Raw genomic sequence first — 17,023 nt, 5'->3', positions numbered from 1 at the left:
GTGCACACTTCAACCGTGACCACCGTGGAACTGTCCGTCGTCGTCCCCGCGTACAACGAGGAGGGGCGGCTGAGCCCCACGCTCGACGCGATCCGTGCCCATCTCAGCAGCGGCCACCGGAGCTGGGAACTGATCGTCGTGGACGACGGTTCCTCCGACGGCACGGCCGGCATAGCCGCCGACGCCGCCGCTGCGGACTCCCGGGTCCGGCTCGTCAGCAGCCCGGGAAACCGGGGCAAGGGACATGCGCTGAGGCTCGGGGTCGCCGCGTCCCGCGGTGCGCGGGTGCTGGTCACCGACGCCGACCTGGCCACCCCCATCGAAGAACTCGACCGGCTCACCACCGAGCTCGAGACGGGGTACGAAGCAGCGGTCGGATCGCGCGCCCATCCCGAATCGCACGTCGAGGTGCACCAGGGGCGGCTGCGCGAGTGGATGGGGCGGATGGGCAACCGGCTCATACAGGCCGTCGCCGTCCCCGGTATCCGTGACACCCAGTGCGGCTTCAAACTGCTGGACGGGGAGAAGGCCCGGGAGGCGTTCGCCGACGCCCGGATCGACGGGTGGGCGATCGACGTCGAGATCCTGCAGTACTTCCGCAAGCAGGGATGGCCGGTCGCCGAGGTCCCGGTGCGCTGGTCGCACCAGGAGGGCTCCAAGGTCGGGCCTCTCGACTACCTGCGGGTGCTCTGCGAACTGGTCCGGCTGAAGGCCCGTGCGATACGCGGGGTGGACCTCGCGGTCTGCGCCCTCTTCCTGCTGGCGTCCGTGCTGCTCTACAAGAACCTCTGGGCGGACCTGGGACACAACTATCTCGCCGACTCGCTCCAGGACCAGAACCAGTGGGAGTGGTTCTTCGCGGTCACCGCGGACAATGTCGCGCATCTGCACAACCCGCTCTTCACCACCGCGCAGAACTATCCCGCCGGTGTGAACCTGATGGGCAACACCCCGATGCTGGGGCTCTCCGTACCGCTGACCCCGGTGACCCTGGCGTTCGGTCCGACCGTGACCTGGGCACTGGTGCTGACCGGCGGACTGACCGCCACGGCTGTTGCCTGGTACTGGCTGATCGCCAAGCGGCTGGTGCGCAACCGCTGGGCCGCCGCCACGGGCGCCGCGCTGGCCGCCTTCGCACCACCGATGATCTCGCACGGCAACGCGCACCCCAACTTCCTGGTGCTCTTCATGATCCCGGTGATCATCGACAGGACGCTGCGGCTGTGCGGGCCGGGGAAGGAGCCGGGAGCCCGGAAGGGCGTCGTGAAGGACGGCATCCTGCTCGGCGTCTTCGCGAGCTATCAGATCTTCCTCGGTGAGGAGCCCTTCCTCCTCGCGGCCATCGGGATGCTGCTCTTCGCAGTGTCCTACGCGCTGGTGCGCAGGGACGTGGCGAAGGCCGCGGCGCTCCCGCTGGCCAAGGGTCTGGGCGTTGCCGCGCTGACCGCGCTGCCCCTGGTCGCCTACCCGCTGGCCTGGCAGTTCTTCGGCGCGCAGAGCTACCACAGCGTGCTGCACGGCAACAACGCGGGCAACAGCCCGCGCGCACTGCTCGAGTTCTCCGGCCGCGCCCTGTTCGGCAGCGACGCCAGGGCGGACAAGCTGGCGCTGAACCGGACCGAGGAGAACGCCTTCTACGGCTGGCCGCTGGTGGCACTGGCCTTCGCGGTCACCGTACGGCTGTGGCGGCACGCGCTGGTCAAGGCGCTGGCCTTCACCGCGGTTGCGGCGGCCGTGCTCTCACTCGGCCAGAAGATCCGTATCCCGTACACGGACGTGGTGTTCCCGGGGCCCTGGCGGCTGCTGGCGCACAAGCCGCTCTTCGATTCGGTGATCGAGGGCCGGGTCGCGATGATCTGCGCGCCCGCCCTCGGCATGCTGATCGCGCTGGCGGCCGACCGGCTGGTCCGTACCCGGGTCCGTGCGTACCGGGCGGTCGGGTCGCTCGCCGTGGCCGCCGCTCTCGTTCCGGTCGTCCCGACCCCGTACCCCGTCCATGCCCGCCCCGGCGTCCCGGCCTTCATCGCTGACGGCATGTGGAAGAAGTACGTCGGCCCGGGTGAGTCGGTGGTCCCCGTCCCGCTGCCCGATCCGGGCAGCGCCGAAGCCCTGCACTGGCAGTCGGCCACCGGGCTGCACTTCCCGGTCCCCGGCGGTTACTTCAACGGGCCGTGGGGCCCGGACCGTATCGGGATCTACGGAGCGTCGCCCCGCTACACATCGAACCTCTTCCACGACGTCCGCTACGGCTCCAGGATCCCCGACATCGGTGCCAAGTGGCAGGCGCAGGCGCGGTACGACCTGGCGTACTGGAAGGCGGGTGTGGTCGTCATCCCGCCGGAGGACAACGACGCGGCGCTCTACGTCACCGTTCAGAAGCTGCTGGGGAAGCCCGGGAAGCGGGTCGGCGGGGTATGGATCTGGCCGGTGGGCAAAGGCCGTTGAACAAGGCGCTCGACCGGGGGTCTTCGCGCAGCGTGCACGGCGGACTACGCTGTCCCGACGAGCCCGCTCGGGGAGCGACCCCCGAACCCCGCTAGGAGCACCGTTGGCCTGTGACCTGTGGCTGGTCCCCCTCGTCGATGTGCTGTGCCACAGCCCCGACAACCCCTTCGCGGAAGAAATAGCCGTCTACGACAAGGCCCTCGGCGACGCCGGCCTGCCGTCCGTTCCCGTCTTCGCCTATATGCCGGGCCTCGCGGGAGATGTGGCTCCCGTCGCCGGGTTCGACTACGACGCGCTGCATTTCCTGCGCCGCGCCTACCTCCTCAAGATCTGCGGACTGGAGATCGCCCCGGTCGATGAGCTCGGCGGCGACTACGAACAGCTGCTGGAGATGTTCGAGTCCACGGCCCAGCAGTCCCACCTCGTCTGGCACTACGACCACGCCGGTGCCTATGTCCCCGTCGATTTCACCGCCCCCCTCTCCAACGACGAGCTCCTCGCGGGCGGCGGCCCGCTGGGTTCCACCCAGGGCCTGCTCCGCGAGCTGGAGTTCGTGGCCCCGTCGATCGGTATCAATCCGTCCAACCCCCCGGCTGCGCCCGCGCCTCCGGAGCGTCCCACCTCGCTGGAGGAGCCTGCGGGGGCGGTGCCGCTGGACGACGGCCCGTTCGGCAGGGAGCGGCACGTGTGGCTGGGGCTGCACGCGGCCGCCACCCGGAGTCTCGGCCAAGGCTCCATGATTATTTTCAGCTGAGGCCGCCGGCTCTGGGACCGGCAGCATGTGCTGCCGGTCCCAGGACCGCTCCGGGCTGCCCGGGAGGCGTCGACGAAGAGCCGCGCGAGGAACGCCGGGCGTCTGCCCGGCACATCAGGTGCCGGCCGCTGCTCCGCGGGTGCCGGCCGCTGCTGAGGCGTACGTGGCGATGCCGTGGGCTTCCCGCGGGATGTCCGGCCGGGTCGCGCAGAGCGGGAAGGCGTCGTCCTGCGGCGTAGGTGCCGCCGGCGACAGCGTTCCACGCCCGTCCGGGTCGGCGTGCTCCGGTGGCCGACCAGTGCGGTGAGGATGACGGTGCCCTGCGGACCGTGCCGGGAGACGACGTCGGTGAGGGTCGCTCCGAGCCGGGCCCGGAAGGCGTGTTCGTCAGATGGCGTTCGCCCGGCGCACCCGCTACCGGGCCGGAGACTCCGGCGGCCGCTGCCGCGGCATGTTCGGCCGGGCCACCACGGCCGGTCCCACCCGGCCGGCCGTCGCACTCAGGTCGCCACGCGCCTCCTGCGGCCGCGCGACCCCGGGCATCCCGCCCACCCGGAACCCCACCATCCACTCCACCGTCTCGCCGCGCACCAGCTCCGTCAGATCTTCGGCGAACCTGCGGAGTACCCCCAGGCAGCGTTCGGTCGCCTCGCTCGCCGTTCCCTCCACCGGGCCGAGCACCTCGCGCACACTCTCCGAAGCCCAGTCGAACTGGAGCGCCTGAAGCCGCCGCTGTACGGCCTGCGCCGTGGCCATGTCCCGCATCCACCCCGCGGTCAGCCCGAACCAGCGGTCGCATGCGGCGCAGGCGGCCCCACCGAGCAGTGCCAGGTAGCCCCACCCGACGGCACCGTGCACCCCGGCCGCCAGATCGAGCAGTGGCAGTGCGGCCCCGACGAGCCCGCCGGCCGCCGTCCCGGCCCGTAGCGCCCGTGCCCCACGCCGCTTCCATCTGCGGTCCGCGAAATACCAGCGGACCGTCCGCAGCGCGCTTGCCTCGACCCAGCGGTACAGCTCGTCGAGACGTGCAGCGGGTTCCCCCCAGTCACCCAGCGGGAACGGCCGCCCGGTCAGATCGGCCCCCGGCCCCGGTCCCGGCAGAGCGGCGTCCTCCTCGGGCTGCGGCATCTCCTGCTGGACCACCAGTCCTCTCCCCTCAGTGACGTACGGTGCGCGCGTGTTTACTGCGGCGCCCGCCCTTCCTACCGCCGAATGGTGGGTACTGATGCCGTGGTTCCGGGGTTTCCGCACGTAAGTAGCCTGTGATCAGGTAATGGACCCCAGCCCTCTCACCCGAAAGAGTTGGTTCCCCCGGGTCTCCCGGGCGGAGCGCGGCGCGCCCTGCGACCACGTAGGCTCGTTTTACCGAAGAAGTACCGAAGCCGAGCCAGCAGAAGTACCCGTAAGAACGTCGTCGAACAGCCTCGGAGTGACCCGTGATTCCCGGTGGTGGCCAGCCCGATATGCAGCAGCTGCTTCAGCAGGCCCAGAAGATGCAGCAGGATCTAGCCCAGGCTCAGGAGGAGCTGGCGCGGACCGAGGTCGACGGCCAGGCCGGAGGCGGTCTTGTCAAGGCGACCGTCACGGGCTCGGGCGAACTGCGTGGCCTGGCGATCGATCCGAAGGCCGTCGATCCCGAGGACACCGAGACCCTCGCGGATCTGATCGTCGCCGCGGTGCACGCGGCGAACGAGAACGCGTCCGTGCTCCAGCAGCAGAAGCTCGGCCCGCTGGCCCAGGGTCTCGGCGGTATGCCGGGCCTCGGCATGTGACTTTCACGAAGGCGGTGAAGCCCGCAGGGTCTGTGAGCTTCTGAGAGAACCCCGCAGCAACTACCGTGTGTTCCAGAGCAGAACGAGAGGCGTTCCGTGTACGAAGGCGTGGTCCAGGACCTCATCGACGAGTTGGGCAGGCTGCCCGGCGTCGGTCCCAAGAGCGCGCAGCGGATCGCCTTTCACATCCTCCAGGCCGAGCCGACCGACGTCCGCCGCCTCGCGCATGCACTGCTCGAAGTGAAGGACAAGGTCCGGTTCTGCTCGGTGTGCGGCAATGTCGCGCAGGAGGAGCTCTGCGGTATCTGCCGGGACACCCGTCGTGACCAGTCGGTCATCTGTGTCGTCGAGGAGCCGAAGGACGTCGTCGCGGTCGAGCGGACCCGCGAATTCCGCGGCCGTTACCACGTGCTCGGCGGCGCCATCAGCCCTATCGAGGGTGTCGGCCCCGACGACCTCCGGATCCGGGAACTGCTGGCCAGGCTCGCGGACGGCAGCATCACCGAGCTCATCCTGGCGACCGACCCCAATCTGGAGGGTGAGGCCACGGCGACGTACCTCGCTCGCATGATCAAACCGATGGGTTTGAAGGTCACACGACTGGCCAGTGGTCTACCTGTTGGGGGAGACCTGGAATACGCGGACGAGGTCACGCTCGGTCGTGCCTTTGAGGGGAGACGACTACTCGATGTCTGACGCCACGCTCAACGAGGTCAAAGAGGACCCGAACGACTTCACGGTTCAGATCGCCGACCAGGTCGAGTCCTTCATCGTCGCCGTCACCGAGGTGGCGAAGGGCGACGAGCCGGACAGCGCCGTGCCGTTCCTGCTGTTGGAGATCTCTCAGCTGCTTCTCGCGGGTGGCCGCCTCGGCGCGCACGAGGACATTCTCCCGGCCGACCGCTACGAGCCGGACCTGGGCCCCGAGCCCGATGTCGACGATCTGCGGGAACGCTTCGCCGCGCTGCTCGAACCGATCGATGTCTACTCCGAGGTCTTCGACCCCTACGAGCCGCGCAAGGCCCCCGTCGCCTGCCGCATCAGCGACGACCTCGCCGACATCGTCACCGACCTCCGCCACGGCATGGCCCACTACCGTGCGGGCCGCGTCACCGAGGCGATGTGGTGGTGGCAGTTCTCCTACTTCTCCAACTGGGGCTCCACCGCGTCGGCGGCCCTCCGCGCTCTCCAGTCCCTGGTGGCCCATGTCCGCCTCGACCAGCCGCTCCCCGCGCTCGACGGCCTCGACACGGACCAGGACCTGAGCGAGGACGTCCTGGCGGAGGAGGCGGGCCGGGTCATGGCCGAGGAGATCGCCGGACCTCTGGGGCTGGGCAGGGTCCGCGCGGCGGAGCTCTGACGCTCTGAGAGGGCGCCGCCGCGGGCGCCGGGTGATGACGGGTGCGGGTCCCGCGGTAGCACCCTCGTGGAACCCCATGGGCACCCGCGTCGTGCCGTCGTGGATGGGTACCGTCGAACGCGTCGGGCTGCCTCTCCAAGCATCGTGCCGCCGCACAGGCTTGTGCCGTAGTGCCCGCGTCGTGCCGTGACGTCCCGCGCGGGGCCAAGTACCCGCACGCAGGGCCGGGGGCCGTACCTCCGCACGTCACCGCCTGGGCGTCTTTGACCGGGATCACCGGCCGGCACCGGCGCGAGAGCGGCTCGGGTCGGTTGGCCGCGTGCGGTTGAGCGGATCCGCGCCGGTCCCTCACGGCGGGTGCGCCGGTCTGCCCGGCGTCTCTCATGGTCCGGCAACCGGCGCTCCCTGGTAGCCGCACGACCGCCGTCGTCACCCTCTCGGCCCTCCCCGCCGCCCCGCGGGGCCCCCGCGCTCCGCCCCGCAGCGCTGCGTGCTCACGACTTCTTCACGTTTCAGCAAAACCCGAACTCTCCGCAGGCCGTGGGGTGTTACGGCGGGTAAAGGTCGTGGCCGGACGAACTCGCGGGTCATGTCCAAGCGTTAACAAGCTATTGACACGCTCTCGTCAGGAGCGGAACACTCCGATTTGGGAGAGCGCTCTCCCGCCCCTACGTTTCCGCACTGCCGCAGGAAGAGGTCTCCATGCCATGGAGGTCGAGAACCCTCACAGGGCTGCTACCGACTGCCGTAGCCCGCCCGTGGTTCCGGCTCTTTTTTCGAGCTCAGATGAGAGAGCGCTCTCCCAAAAAATCGGTCCTCCACCCCACAGGTGACGTATGAATCCCCCCGCAACTCCCCCCACCCACGGCTTCTCCCGGCGCGCGGCCCTCGGCGGCATCGCGGCCCTGGCCGCCGCTCCCGTCCTGGCCGGCAACGCGGCCGCCGCGGCGCCACGCACCGCACGGCCCGCGACGGCAGCAGAAGCGAACCCCGACCTCGGCCCCAATGTCCTGATCTTCGACCCGTCGATGGCGATCGGCGACATCCAGGCCAAGGTCAGCTCCGTCTTCGGCACCCAGGAGTCGAACCAGTTCGGTACCGAGCGGTTCGCCCTGCTCTTCAAGCCGGGGACCTATCAGGGCCTCGACATCAACGTCGGTTTCTACACCCATGTCGCGGGGCTCGGACTCTCCCCGGACGATGTGGACATCCACGGACTGGTGCATGTCGAGGCCGACTGGATGCAGGGCAACGCCACGCAGAACTTCTGGCGTTCGGCCGAGAACCTCTCGGTGACCCCCAGCGGCGGATCGAACCGCTGGGCGGTCTCGCAGGCGGCACCGCTGCGCCGGGTTCACATCCGCGGCGAGGTCCCGCTGTGGAACGGTTACGACGGCTGGGCCAGCGGCGGCTTCATGGCCGACTGCAAGGTGGACGGCCGTGTCGTGTCCGGCTCGCAGCAGCAGTGGCTCACCCGTAACAGCGAACTGGGTGAGTGGGCCGGTTCCGTCTGGAACATGGTCTTCGTAGGTGTCGACGGAGCTCCCGCGCAGCATTTCCCGGATCCCTCGTACACCGTTGTCGACAACGCGCCCGCCATGCGCGAGAAGCCCTTCCTCCACATCGACGGGTCCGGCGCCTACCAGGTGTTCGTACCGGCCCTGCGGTCAGCGGCCCGTGGCATCACCTGGGGCGGCGGCGCCAAGGGTGAGTCGATACCGCTGAGCGAGTTCCACATCGCCAGGGAGGGCGACTCCGCCGCCTCCATCAACTCCGCGCTCGCCTCGGGCAAACATCTGCTGGTGACACCTGGTGTGTACACGATCGACGACACCATCAGAGTGACCAGGCCGGGCACCGTGGTGCTGGGGCTCGGGATCGCCACGCTCGTCCCGGAAGGCGGTGTCACCGCGATCTCAGTCGCGGATGTCGACGGCGTCAAGATCTCCGGGCTGCTGGTCGACGCCGGCACCACCAACTCCGCGGTACTGGTGGAGGTCGGCCCGCAGGGATCGTCGGCCGATCACTCGTCGGACCCCACCGTCCTCCAGGACGTCTTCGTCCGGATCGGCGGGGTGGTCGCCGGCAAGGCCACCACCAGCGTGGTCGTCAACAGCAACAACGTCATCGGCGACAACCTCTGGCTGTGGCGCGCGGACCACGGTGCCGGTGTCGGCTGGGAGGCCAACACCAGCGACACCGGGCTGATCGTCAACGGCGCCGGCGTCCTGATGTACGGACTGTTCGTCGAGCACCACCAGAAGACCGAGGTGGTCTGGAACGGCAACGGCGGCCGCACGTACTTCTTCCAGAACGAGATGCCCTACGACCCGCCGGGCCAGGCCGCCTGGAAGGACGGTGGCCGCAACGGCTATGCCGCGTACCGGGTCGCGGATGCGGTGACCTCGCACGAGGCCTGGGGGCTCGGCAGTTACTGCCTCTTCCTGGCCGACCCGTCGATCGTCTCGGACTCGGCGATCGTCGCTCCGGAAGCGGCGGGGGTGAAATTCCACGACATGGTCACCGTCTCGCTCGGCAACGACGGAACGATCAGCCATGTCGTCAACGGCACCGGCGATCCGGTGAACAACGACAACACCGGCATCTCCTACCTCGTCAGCTACCCGTGACCGAGCGTTTCCGGAGAGGGCGCTCCCCCACCCTCTCCGGAAACACGGACGTCTCCCCCCCCACCTCGCCGGTACAGCCCGTACAGAAGGAGAGCGACATGCACCATCCCCCCACCCGTAACCGTCTGCGGACGGTGAAACGCGCGGTCGCCCCGTTCGCCGCCGCAGCGCTCGCCGGCGGTGCGCTGGTCGCTCTGGCGCCGGCCGCCCAGGCGGCCGGAAGCGTCGTCAAAGTCACCGGATCGCAGGGCGACTGGGCGCTGACCGTGGACGGTTCGCCGTACACGATCAAGGGTCTGACCTGGGGCCCGTCCGTCGATGACGCGGCCGACGACATGCCGGACGTGGCCTCCATGGGTGTCAACACCATCCGTACCTGGGGCACCGACGCGACCAGCAAGCCGCTCTTCGACGCCGCGGCGGCCAACGGCGTCAAGGTGATCGCGGGGTTCTGGCTTCAGCCGGGCGGCGGGCCGGGGGCCGGCGGCTGTGTCAACTACCTCACGGATACCGACTACAAGAACAACATGCTCGCCGAATTCCCCAAGTGGGTGGAGACCTACAAGGACAACCCCGGCGTGCTGATGTGGAACGTCGGCAACGAGTCGACGCTGGGCCTGCAGAACTGCTACAGCGGCGACGAGCTGGAGAACCAGCGCAACGCCTACACCACCTTCGTCAACGACATCGCCAAGAAGATCCACGCGGTCGACCCCAACCATCCGGTCACCTCGACCGATGCCTGGACCGGCGCCTGGCCCTACTACAAGAGGAACGCTCCCGACCTCGACCTGTACGCGGTCAACGCCTACAACGCGGTCTGCAATGTGAAGTCGGACTGGGAGCAGGGCGGTTACACCAAGCCCTACATCGTCACCGAGACCGGACCTGCCGGTGAGTGGGAGGTGCCGGACGACGCGAACGGCGTCCCCGACGAGCCGACCGACGCGCAGAAGGCGGCCGGCTACACCAGGGCTTGGAACTGCATCACCGGCCACAAGGGCGTCGCACTCGGCGCCACGATGTTCCACTACGGCACCGAGGACGACTTCGGCGGCGTCTGGTTCAACCTGGTACCCGGCGGGCAGAAGCGGCTGTCGTACTACGCGGTCAAGACGGCGTACGGCGCTGACACCTCGGCCGACAACACCCCGCCGGTGATAACCGGCATGACCGTTGAGGGCGCCACCGACGGGGTCGCGGCGGGCAGCGACGTGAAGATCAGCACCAGGACCACCGACCCGGACGGCGACAGGATCACCTACCAGGTGCTCTTCAGCAGCAACTACATCGACCAGAACAAGGCGCTCGTCCCGGCCGACACCACCGACAACGGCGACGGCACACTGACCGCGAAGGCTCCCGACAAGGTCGGCGTCTACAAGGCCTATGTGAAGGCCACCGACGGCAAGGGCAATGCCGGTATCGAGACGAAGTCGGTGCGCGTGGTGCCGCCGAAGGCCGACGGGACCAACGTCTCCCAGGGCAGGGCCGCCACCGCCTCCTCCTTCCAGACCGACCCGACAGGGGGCTGCCCGTGCGGCGCGGCCAACGCGGTGGACGGCAACACCGCAACCCGCTGGGCAAGCGACTGGAGCGACCCGCAGTGGCTCCAGGTGGATCTGGGGGCCAAGACGACGTTCAAGCATGTCCAGTTGATCTGGGACCCGGCGTACGCCAAGGCGTACGACATCCAGACCTCCGACAACGGCACCGACTGGACCACGGTCACGTCGGTCACCGACGGCAACGGCAACATCGACGACATCGACGTCAGCGGCTCGGGCCGCTATGTGCGCATGCGGGGCACGGCACGGGGCTCCGGCTACGGCTATTCCCTCTACGAGTTCGGCGTCTACAGCTGAGAGGAGCCCGGCGCTCATGTTGAACACACGCCTTCAGCAGGCCCAGCCGTACATGCTCGGTCTGTTCCGTATCGTCATCGGGTTCCTCTTCACCTGCCACGGAGTCGCTTCGCTCTTCGGGCTGCTGGGCAGTGAGAGCGTCCCGGCGGGCACCTGGCCCGGCTGGTACGCCGCGGTCATCCAACTGCTCTGCGGTGCGATGGTGCTGCTCGGACTCGGTACGAGAACGGCGGCGCTGCTGGGCTCCGGTTCCATGGCCTTCGCGTACTTCGACATCCATCAGCGCCGGGGGCTGCTCCCGATGGAGAACGGCGGTGAGGCCGCTGTCTTCTTCTGCTGGGCTCTTCTGCTGATCGTCTTCTCCGGTCCGGGCTCGCCGGCCCTCGACCGGTTGCTCACCTCCTGCCGCGCACGGCGCAGGGGAGAGCGGGACAGGCAGAAGCGGCGCATGGCCGTACCCGTCTGAGGGGGCGGGTACGGCGACGGCCCCCGGTTCCGACTCCCCGGGGGCCGTCGCCATATCGCCGCGCAGCCCGTACCGGCCCAGACCGCAGCCGTGGGCCACCCCTGCCGCGGGCGGGACCCACTCCGGCCCCCGATGACCGGGACGGGCCGCTCAGGCCGACTCGCGCACCACCAGCTCGGGTTCGAAGATCACCGATGTGACCGGGAGGCCGGGCTGTTCGATCCGCTCCTGCAGCAGGCGCGCCATCTCGGCTGCCATCTCCTCCACCGGCTGCCGCACCGTAGTCAGGTGGGGCCGGGACGAGCGGGCCACCGAACTGTCGTCGAACCCCACCACCGCGACGTCCTCGGGTACCCGCTTGCCGTGCTCCCGCAGCACCAGACAGGCGCCCTGCGCCATCAGGTCGTTCGCGGCGAACACCCCGTCCAGATCGGGGTGTTCGGCCAGCAGCCGGGCCATCGCCTCCTCGCCGCTGCGCAGTGTGAAGCTGCCCTCGGCGACCGGGATGTACGGGAACCCCCGCCGGGCCATGGCGTCCTGGAACCCCTCGAGCCGCTCGTGCCCGGCCGCCACGTCCCGCGGCCCCGCGATCGTCACCAGGTTGCGGCAGCCGCGGTCCAGCAGATGCGCCGCGGCCAGCTTCGCACCGTCCTGGTGTGCCAGATCGACGTAGCTGATCGGCACCAGTCCGGCCGGCCGGGCGAACAGCACGGCGGGCAGCCCGGCCGCCGCGATCATCGCGGGCAGCGGGTCCTCGGCATGGGTGGACACGATCAGCGCGCCGTCGGCGCTGCCCTGCCGCAGATAGTTCACCACCTGGTCACGGGCGTCGGGTGTCTCGGCGAACATCAGCACCGGGTGCATCGAGCGCGGCCTCAGATAGCCGACCACCCCGGCGGCCACCCGCCCGAAGAAGGGGTCGGCGAAGACACCTGCGGCGAAGGCGTTCTGCTCGGCCTCGGAGGCGTCGCCGGCTCCGGACACCACCAGCGCGATGGTCTCCGCCCGCCGGGTCACCAGCGCCCTGGCCGCCCGGTTCGGTGTGTAACCGGTCGCGGCCACGGCGTCGCGCACCGCGTCCTGGATCGCCGGGTCGACATTGCGGATGCCGTTGATGACCCGCGAGACGGTCGCCCGGGAGACACCCGCGGCGCGTGCCACGTCTTCCAGGGTGGGCATGGCGGCCGGCGCCTCGGTCTCTCTGCTCATAACCGCACTGTAGTAGGGATGACGTTGGCGGAGAGCGCTCTCCTGCGGAGCGCCCGCCGCCCGGGGCGGTCTGCTCCGGCTTGCCCCGGTACGGCGGCCCCATGGCGTCGCGGCTGCACGGACGTTGTCGTGGCTCTACAGGCCGAACAGCCGCGCCGCGTTGTCATGGCAGACCGCTCGCAGCCAGTCCGTGCCCAGGCCCGTCCGCTCCAGTGCGTGCAGCGCGTCGAGGTAGGAGTACGGGATGTTGGGGAAGTCCGTCCCGAGCAGTACGCGTTCCCGGAGGTCTCCCAGCCGGGGGAGCGCCGCGGACGGGAACGGCGCCGCCGTCTCGGCGAACGGGGTGAACGCCATGGTGGTGTCCAGCATGACGTTCCCGTAGCGCTCGGCCAGCCCGATGAAGTCCTCGTACTCGGGCATCCCGAGGTGTGCGACGACCAGCCGCAGCCGGGGGTGCCTGGCAAGCAGCGCGGCGATCGGCCCGGGTCCGGTGAAGGGGCCGGGCACCGGCCCCGACCCGCAGTGCGTCACCACCGGGACTCCGCTCCCGGCCAGCAGCCCCCATACGCCGTCGAGCACCGGGTCGTTGGGGTCGTAACCGCCGACCTGCAGATGGCACTTGAACACTCGCGCGCCTTGGTCGAGCGCCCGGCGTACGTCGTCGACCGCGCCCGGCTCGGCGAAGAAGGTGGCCGTATGCAGACAGTCCGGTACCCGGGCGGCGAAGTCGGCGGCCCAGTCGTTCAGCCAGCGCGCCATCCCCGGCTTGTGCGGATAGAGCATCGCGGTGAACGCCCGTACCCCGAAGCCGCGCAGCAACTCCAGCCGGCGCTCCTCCTCCTCCCGGTAGGTGATCGGCCATGAACGCCCCACCAGCGGACCTGCCGCGTCGAAGTAGTCCCAGACCTTGGCCAGTACCTGGTCCGGCATGAAGTGGGTGTGTACGTCGATGAGCGCTTCCAGCCCCAGCGACCGCCGGAACGCGGCGATCTCGGCTCGTTCGCTCTCCGCGTCGGACGCCGCGCGGCCGACGGCGTTCTGGCCGGGCATCGGCTTTTCCGGCACCGGGGCTCCTCTCGAGGTGTCTGTGCGGGCGCGGCGCAGCCGCCGGGGATCGTGGACCGATGCCCTTCGCCCGAGCTTGAGATCATCCTCCTGCGGGTCGCGAACCACCGGGCCGGGGCCGCCCGCGCCGCCGGTGGGCCCCACGGGTGAGCGCTTCGGCCTCGCCGGCTCACGCAGCTGGGGACCCTCGCTCCCTGTGAGCGCGCCAAGGGTGTCGAAGCGGACGTGTACGGCGCGGTGTGCTTGCCGATTTCTGCTCTGGCAGAGGGGCGGGAAGGGGTACCCATGGCAAATCCGTGAACAGTTCACGCCGATGTGTTCACGGTGCACTCGATTGAGCGAGCAGTGAACACAACGCGGCAATGTGTTCACGCATTTTTACCCCTACAGCCCGCTCCCCGTCCGTGATCAGGTACGAGGCCGGCGGGCTGCCGGAGGAGCCGAACGCGCCCAGGCGGGTCGGCGGGGGCATCGCGCCGGTCCCGGGCAGCTTGTCGCCCGCGCCGAGAACACCGATGTGGTCCTCGCCGACGCCGACGCCGACGCCGACGCGTGCGCTGAGGCCGCGGTCTGCGCCACGCTGCCCGCCGGAACTGCGGTGTCCGCCACGCTGCGCGCCGCGCCGGGCGTGTCGGACGAGTGAGGGGCCGGAGCCCCGACGGGCCTGCCCGTCGGAGGCCACCGGAGTGTGACCCGCCCCACGTTCCCGAGTGGTCCGAGTCCCTGCGGGCAGGCATGCTCATCGAGCGGCCGTGGAGTTCTCCCGGCGATCATTGAGTGAGCGGGACATCTCATGATGTGATACGCCGGGGGAGCCGTGCGGCCGCTCGTTAGACTGAGCCGACCACAACTGACTGGATCGAGGAGCGCACGTGGGCCTTGTCGTGCAGAAGTACGGAGGCTCCTCCGTAGCCGATGCCGAAGGCATCAAGCGGGTCGCCAAGAGAATCGTCGACGCCAAGAAGAGCGGCAACCAGGTGGTTGTCGTGGTGTCAGCGATGGGCGACACGACGGACGAGTTGATCGATCTTGCCGGGCAGGTGTCACCCATCCCTGCCGGGCGGGAATTCGACATGCTGCTGACCGCCGGAGAGCGGATCTCCATGGCTCTGCTGGCCATGGCGATCAAAAACCTGGGCCACGCGGCCCAGTCGTTCACGGGCAGCCAGGCCGGTGTCATCACCGACTCGGTCCACAACAAAGCGCGGATCATCGACGTCACGCCGGGCCGGATTCGTACCGCGCTCGACGAGGGCAACGTGGCGATCGTCGCCGGCTTCCAGGGTGTGTCCCAGGACAAGAAGGACATCACCACCCTCGGCCGCGGCGGCTCGGACACGACTGCGGTCGCGCTCGCGGCCGCACTCGACGCCGAGGTCTGTGAGATCTACACCGATGTGGACGGTGTCTTCACCGCCGACCCCCGGGTCGTCAAGAAGGCCCGGAAGATCGACAAGATCTCCTTCGAGGACATGCTGGAGCTCGCCAGCTCCGGCTCCAAGGTGCTGCTGCACCGCTGCGTCGAGTACGCGCGCCGTTACAACATCCCGATCCATGTCAGGTCCTCGTTCTCGGGGCTGCAGGGCACATGGGTCAGCAACGATGCACAAGGGGACCGCAAGGTGGAGCAGGCCATCATCTCCGGTGTCGCCCACGACACCTCCGAGGCGAAGATCACGGTCGTCGGCGTTCCCGACAAGCCCGGTGAGGCCGCGGCGATCTTCCGCGCGATCGCGGACAGCCAGGTCAACATCGACATGGTGGTGCAGAACGTCTCCGCCGCGACGACCGGTCTGACCGACATCTCCTTCACGCTTCCCAAGGACGAGGGCCGCAAGGCCGTCGACGCGCTGGAGAAGTCCAAGTCGGTCGTCGGCTTCGAATCGCTGCGCTACGACGACCAGATCGCCAAGATCTCGCTGGTCGGCGCCGGTATGAAGACCAACCCGGGTGTGACGGCGACCTTCTTCGAGGCGCTCTCCGACGCGGGTGTCAACATCGAGCTGATCTCGACGTCCGAGATCCGTATCTCCGTGGTCACCCGGGCCGACGAGGTCAACGAGGCGGTGCGCGCCGTGCACACCGCCTTCGGCCTCGACAGCGACTCCGACGAGGCAGTCGTCTATGGGGGCACCGGTCGATGACCGGTAAGCCGACGCTCGCGGTCGTCGGAGCGACCGGGGCCGTCGGTGCGGTTCTGCTCCAGATGCTGTCGCAGCACGCTGATGTCTGGGGCGACATCAAGCTGATCGCCTCGCCGCGCAGGACCGGCCGCAAGCTGGTCGTGCGCGGCGAGGAGACCGAAGTCCTCCCCCTCACCGAGGAGGCCTTCGACGGCGTCCAGGTGGCCCTCCTCGCCGTGCCCGACGAGGTGGCGGCCCAGTGGGCGCCGATCGCCGCGTCCAAGGGCGTGGTGGTCGTGGACAGTTCGGCCGCCTTCCGCATGGATCCGGATGTGCCCCTTGTGGTCCCCGAGGTCAATCCGCACGCCGTACGGCTCCGGCCGCGGGGAATCATCGCGTCCCCGCACTGCACCACCCTGGCCATGATCGTGGCCCTCGGTGCCCTGCACGCCGAGTTCGGACTGCGTGAGCTGATCGTCTCGACCTACCAGGCGGTGAGCGGCGAGGGAAACCCCGGTATCGAGTCGCTGCGCGCGCAGACCGAGCTGGTCGCCGGCACCGAACTGGGCACCCGCCCCGGTGACGTGCGAAGGGCCGTGGGCGACGGCACGGGTCCCTTCCCGGCTCCCATCGCACTGAACGTCATTCCCTGGTCCGGGTCGGTCGGCCCGGACGGCTGGTCGTCGGAGGAACTGATGATCCGCGACGAGACCCGCAAGGTCCTCGACCGGCCGGCCCTCCCGGTGGTGGCCACCTGTGTGCGTGTCCCGGTCGTCACCACCCACTCGTTGTCCGTGCACGCGCGGTTCGAGAACGACCTCACCATCGCCCGGGCTCACGAGATCCTGGCGACCGCGCCCGGTGTGGTGCTCTTCGACGACCCCGGGTCGGGGGACTTCCCGACACCGGCCGACGCGGTCGGGACCGATCCGGCCTGGGTCGGGCGGGTGCGGCGATCGATGGATGACCCGCAGGCGCTGGAATTCTTCGTCTGTGCGGACAATCTACGCAAAGGCGCCGCATTGAACGCTGCCCAGATCGCCGAGGCCGTGGCCGCGGAATTCCTGGCCCCCGATTCTTTGTAGGATTTATGTGTGCCCGGTGATGAAGATGTTGGTCTGAGCCTCTTGAACTGCGGCGCGTGCCTGTTACACGATTCACTGCCCCGGGTATCTGCGGTCTTCTGCAACCGCAACTGCCCGGGGGAGCGTCTTTGGGTTCGCTCCTTTCCGTTCCCGATGCCGTAGGTGGCATCTCCACAGGAAAAGGGGCATTGGGGGAGATCGGGTACGCATGAGGGCATTGGCCGCATCGTCAAAAACGATGCCATTCGC

14 protein-coding genes are annotated in these 17,023 nt (G+C 69.2%); 11 read left to right on the top strand and 3 right to left on the bottom strand.

Annotated elements, in window-relative coordinates:
- Positions 1 to 15: 15 nt before the first annotated feature.
- Both OHS16_RS14265 and OHS16_RS14260 read left to right on the top strand, forming a co-directional pair.
- Positions 16 to 2,445 (top strand): dolichyl-phosphate beta-glucosyltransferase, encoded by a 2,430-nt coding sequence (locus OHS16_RS14265; RefSeq protein WP_328537570.1) that lies wholly within the window; start codon positions 16 to 18, stop codon positions 2,443 to 2,445.
- 103 nt (positions 2,446 to 2,548) lie between these two features.
- The gene (locus OHS16_RS14260) at positions 2,549 to 3,199 is read left to right on the top strand and encodes a hypothetical protein (RefSeq protein WP_328537569.1); all 651 of its coding nucleotides are present in this window, start codon (positions 2,549 to 2,551) and stop codon (positions 3,197 to 3,199) included.
- 414 nt (positions 3,200 to 3,613) lie between these two features.
- Here OHS16_RS14260 and OHS16_RS14255 read toward each other — a convergent pair whose 3' ends face one another.
- Positions 3,614 to 4,327, bottom strand: a complete 714-nt coding sequence (locus OHS16_RS14255) for an SLATT domain-containing protein (RefSeq protein ID WP_328540843.1) — start codon at positions 4,325 to 4,327, stop codon at positions 3,614 to 3,616.
- Between the two features lie 308 nt (positions 4,328 to 4,635).
- Between OHS16_RS14255 and OHS16_RS14250 the strand changes: the two genes are divergently transcribed.
- The 6 genes from OHS16_RS14250 (at position 4,636) to OHS16_RS14225 (ending at position 11,292) form a co-directional block, all read left to right on the top strand.
- Positions 4,636 to 4,971, top strand: a complete 336-nt coding sequence (locus OHS16_RS14250; protein ID WP_328537568.1) for a YbaB/EbfC family nucleoid-associated protein — start codon at positions 4,636 to 4,638, stop codon at positions 4,969 to 4,971.
- A 96-nt stretch (positions 4,972 to 5,067) separates the two neighbouring features.
- Positions 5,068 to 5,667: a recombination mediator RecR gene (recR, locus tag OHS16_RS14245; RefSeq protein WP_328537567.1), complete on the top strand. Its 600-nt coding sequence runs from the start codon at positions 5,068 to 5,070 to the stop codon at positions 5,665 to 5,667.
- Positions 5,660 to 6,331 carry a DUF5063 domain-containing protein gene (locus OHS16_RS14240; RefSeq protein ID WP_328537566.1) on the top strand — a complete coding sequence of 224 codons (672 nt, stop codon included), beginning with the start codon at positions 5,660 to 5,662 and terminating at the stop codon, positions 6,329 to 6,331. The genes recR and OHS16_RS14240 overlap by 8 nt, the downstream gene beginning before the upstream one ends.
- Before the next feature lie 836 nt (positions 6,332 to 7,167).
- Positions 7,168 to 8,961, top strand: coding sequence for an adenylyl cyclase (locus tag OHS16_RS14235; RefSeq protein WP_328537565.1), 1,794 nt, complete (start codon positions 7,168 to 7,170; stop codon positions 8,959 to 8,961).
- Between the two features lie 98 nt (positions 8,962 to 9,059).
- Positions 9,060 to 10,826 carry a discoidin domain-containing protein gene (locus OHS16_RS14230; protein ID WP_328537564.1) on the top strand — a complete coding sequence of 589 codons (1,767 nt, stop codon included), beginning with the start codon at positions 9,060 to 9,062 and terminating at the stop codon, positions 10,824 to 10,826.
- Between the two features lie 16 nt (positions 10,827 to 10,842).
- Positions 10,843 to 11,292 carry a DoxX family protein gene (locus OHS16_RS14225; RefSeq protein WP_443042614.1) on the top strand — a complete coding sequence of 150 codons (450 nt, stop codon included), beginning with the start codon at positions 10,843 to 10,845 and terminating at the stop codon, positions 11,290 to 11,292.
- Positions 11,293 to 11,442: 150 nt separating this feature from the next.
- Here OHS16_RS14225 and OHS16_RS14220 read toward each other — a convergent pair whose 3' ends face one another.
- Both OHS16_RS14220 and OHS16_RS14215 read right to left on the bottom strand, forming a co-directional pair.
- Positions 11,443 to 12,501, bottom strand: coding sequence for a LacI family DNA-binding transcriptional regulator (locus OHS16_RS14220; protein WP_328537563.1), 1,059 nt, complete (start codon positions 12,499 to 12,501; stop codon positions 11,443 to 11,445).
- Positions 12,502 to 12,636: 135 nt separating this feature from the next.
- Positions 12,637 to 13,551: an amidohydrolase family protein gene (locus tag OHS16_RS14215; RefSeq protein WP_328540841.1), complete on the bottom strand. Its 915-nt coding sequence runs from the start codon at positions 13,549 to 13,551 to the stop codon at positions 12,637 to 12,639.
- A gap of 379 nt (positions 13,552 to 13,930) precedes the next feature.
- On the opposite strand from OHS16_RS14215, the gene OHS16_RS14210 reads away from it, so the two are divergent.
- The 3 genes from OHS16_RS14210 (at position 13,931) to OHS16_RS14200 (ending at position 16,774) form a co-directional block, all read left to right on the top strand.
- Positions 13,931 to 14,209: a hypothetical protein gene (locus OHS16_RS14210; protein WP_328537562.1), complete on the top strand. Its 279-nt coding sequence runs from the start codon at positions 13,931 to 13,933 to the stop codon at positions 14,207 to 14,209.
- 229 nt (positions 14,210 to 14,438) lie between these two features.
- A complete protein-coding gene (locus OHS16_RS14205) occupies positions 14,439 to 15,710 on the top strand; it encodes an aspartate kinase (RefSeq protein ID WP_328537561.1) in 1,272 nt (423 codons plus the stop codon).
- Positions 15,707 to 16,774, top strand: coding sequence for an aspartate-semialdehyde dehydrogenase (locus OHS16_RS14200; protein WP_328537560.1), 1,068 nt, complete (start codon positions 15,707 to 15,709; stop codon positions 16,772 to 16,774). The genes OHS16_RS14205 and OHS16_RS14200 overlap by 4 nt, the downstream gene beginning before the upstream one ends.
- The last annotated feature ends 249 nt before the right edge of the window (positions 16,775 to 17,023 follow it).

This window comes from Streptomyces sp. NBC_00344, assembly GCF_036088315.1.
Lineage (GTDB): Bacteria > Actinomycetota > Actinomycetes > Streptomycetales > Streptomycetaceae > Streptomyces.
The sequence above is the reverse complement of the archived record's forward strand: the minus strand, read 5'-3'. Positions and strand labels throughout refer to the sequence as shown.

What these genes read in the sequence shown, in the direction of transcription:
- OHS16_RS14215 (WP_328540841.1), bottom strand. Translation starts at nt 13,551, where the DNA reads ATGCCCGGCCAGAACGCCGTCGGCCGCGCGGCGTCCGACGCGGAGAGC.
- OHS16_RS14225 (WP_443042614.1), top strand. Translation starts at nt 10,843, where the DNA reads ATGTTGAACACACGCCTTCAGCAGGCCCAGCCGTACATGCTCGGTCTG.
- OHS16_RS14235 (WP_328537565.1), top strand. Translation starts at nt 7,168, where the DNA reads ATGAATCCCCCCGCAACTCCCCCCACCCACGGCTTCTCCCGGCGCGCG.
- OHS16_RS14230 (WP_328537564.1), top strand. Translation starts at nt 9,060, where the DNA reads ATGCACCATCCCCCCACCCGTAACCGTCTGCGGACGGTGAAACGCGCG.
- OHS16_RS14200 (WP_328537560.1), top strand. Translation starts at nt 15,707, where the DNA reads ATGACCGGTAAGCCGACGCTCGCGGTCGTCGGAGCGACCGGGGCCGTC.
- OHS16_RS14220 (WP_328537563.1), bottom strand. Translation starts at nt 12,501, where the DNA reads ATGAGCAGAGAGACCGAGGCGCCGGCCGCCATGCCCACCCTGGAAGAC.
- OHS16_RS14255 (WP_328540843.1), bottom strand. Translation starts at nt 4,327, where the DNA reads ATGCCGCAGCCCGAGGAGGACGCCGCTCTGCCGGGACCGGGGCCGGGG.
- OHS16_RS14240 (WP_328537566.1), top strand. Translation starts at nt 5,660, where the DNA reads ATGTCTGACGCCACGCTCAACGAGGTCAAAGAGGACCCGAACGACTTC.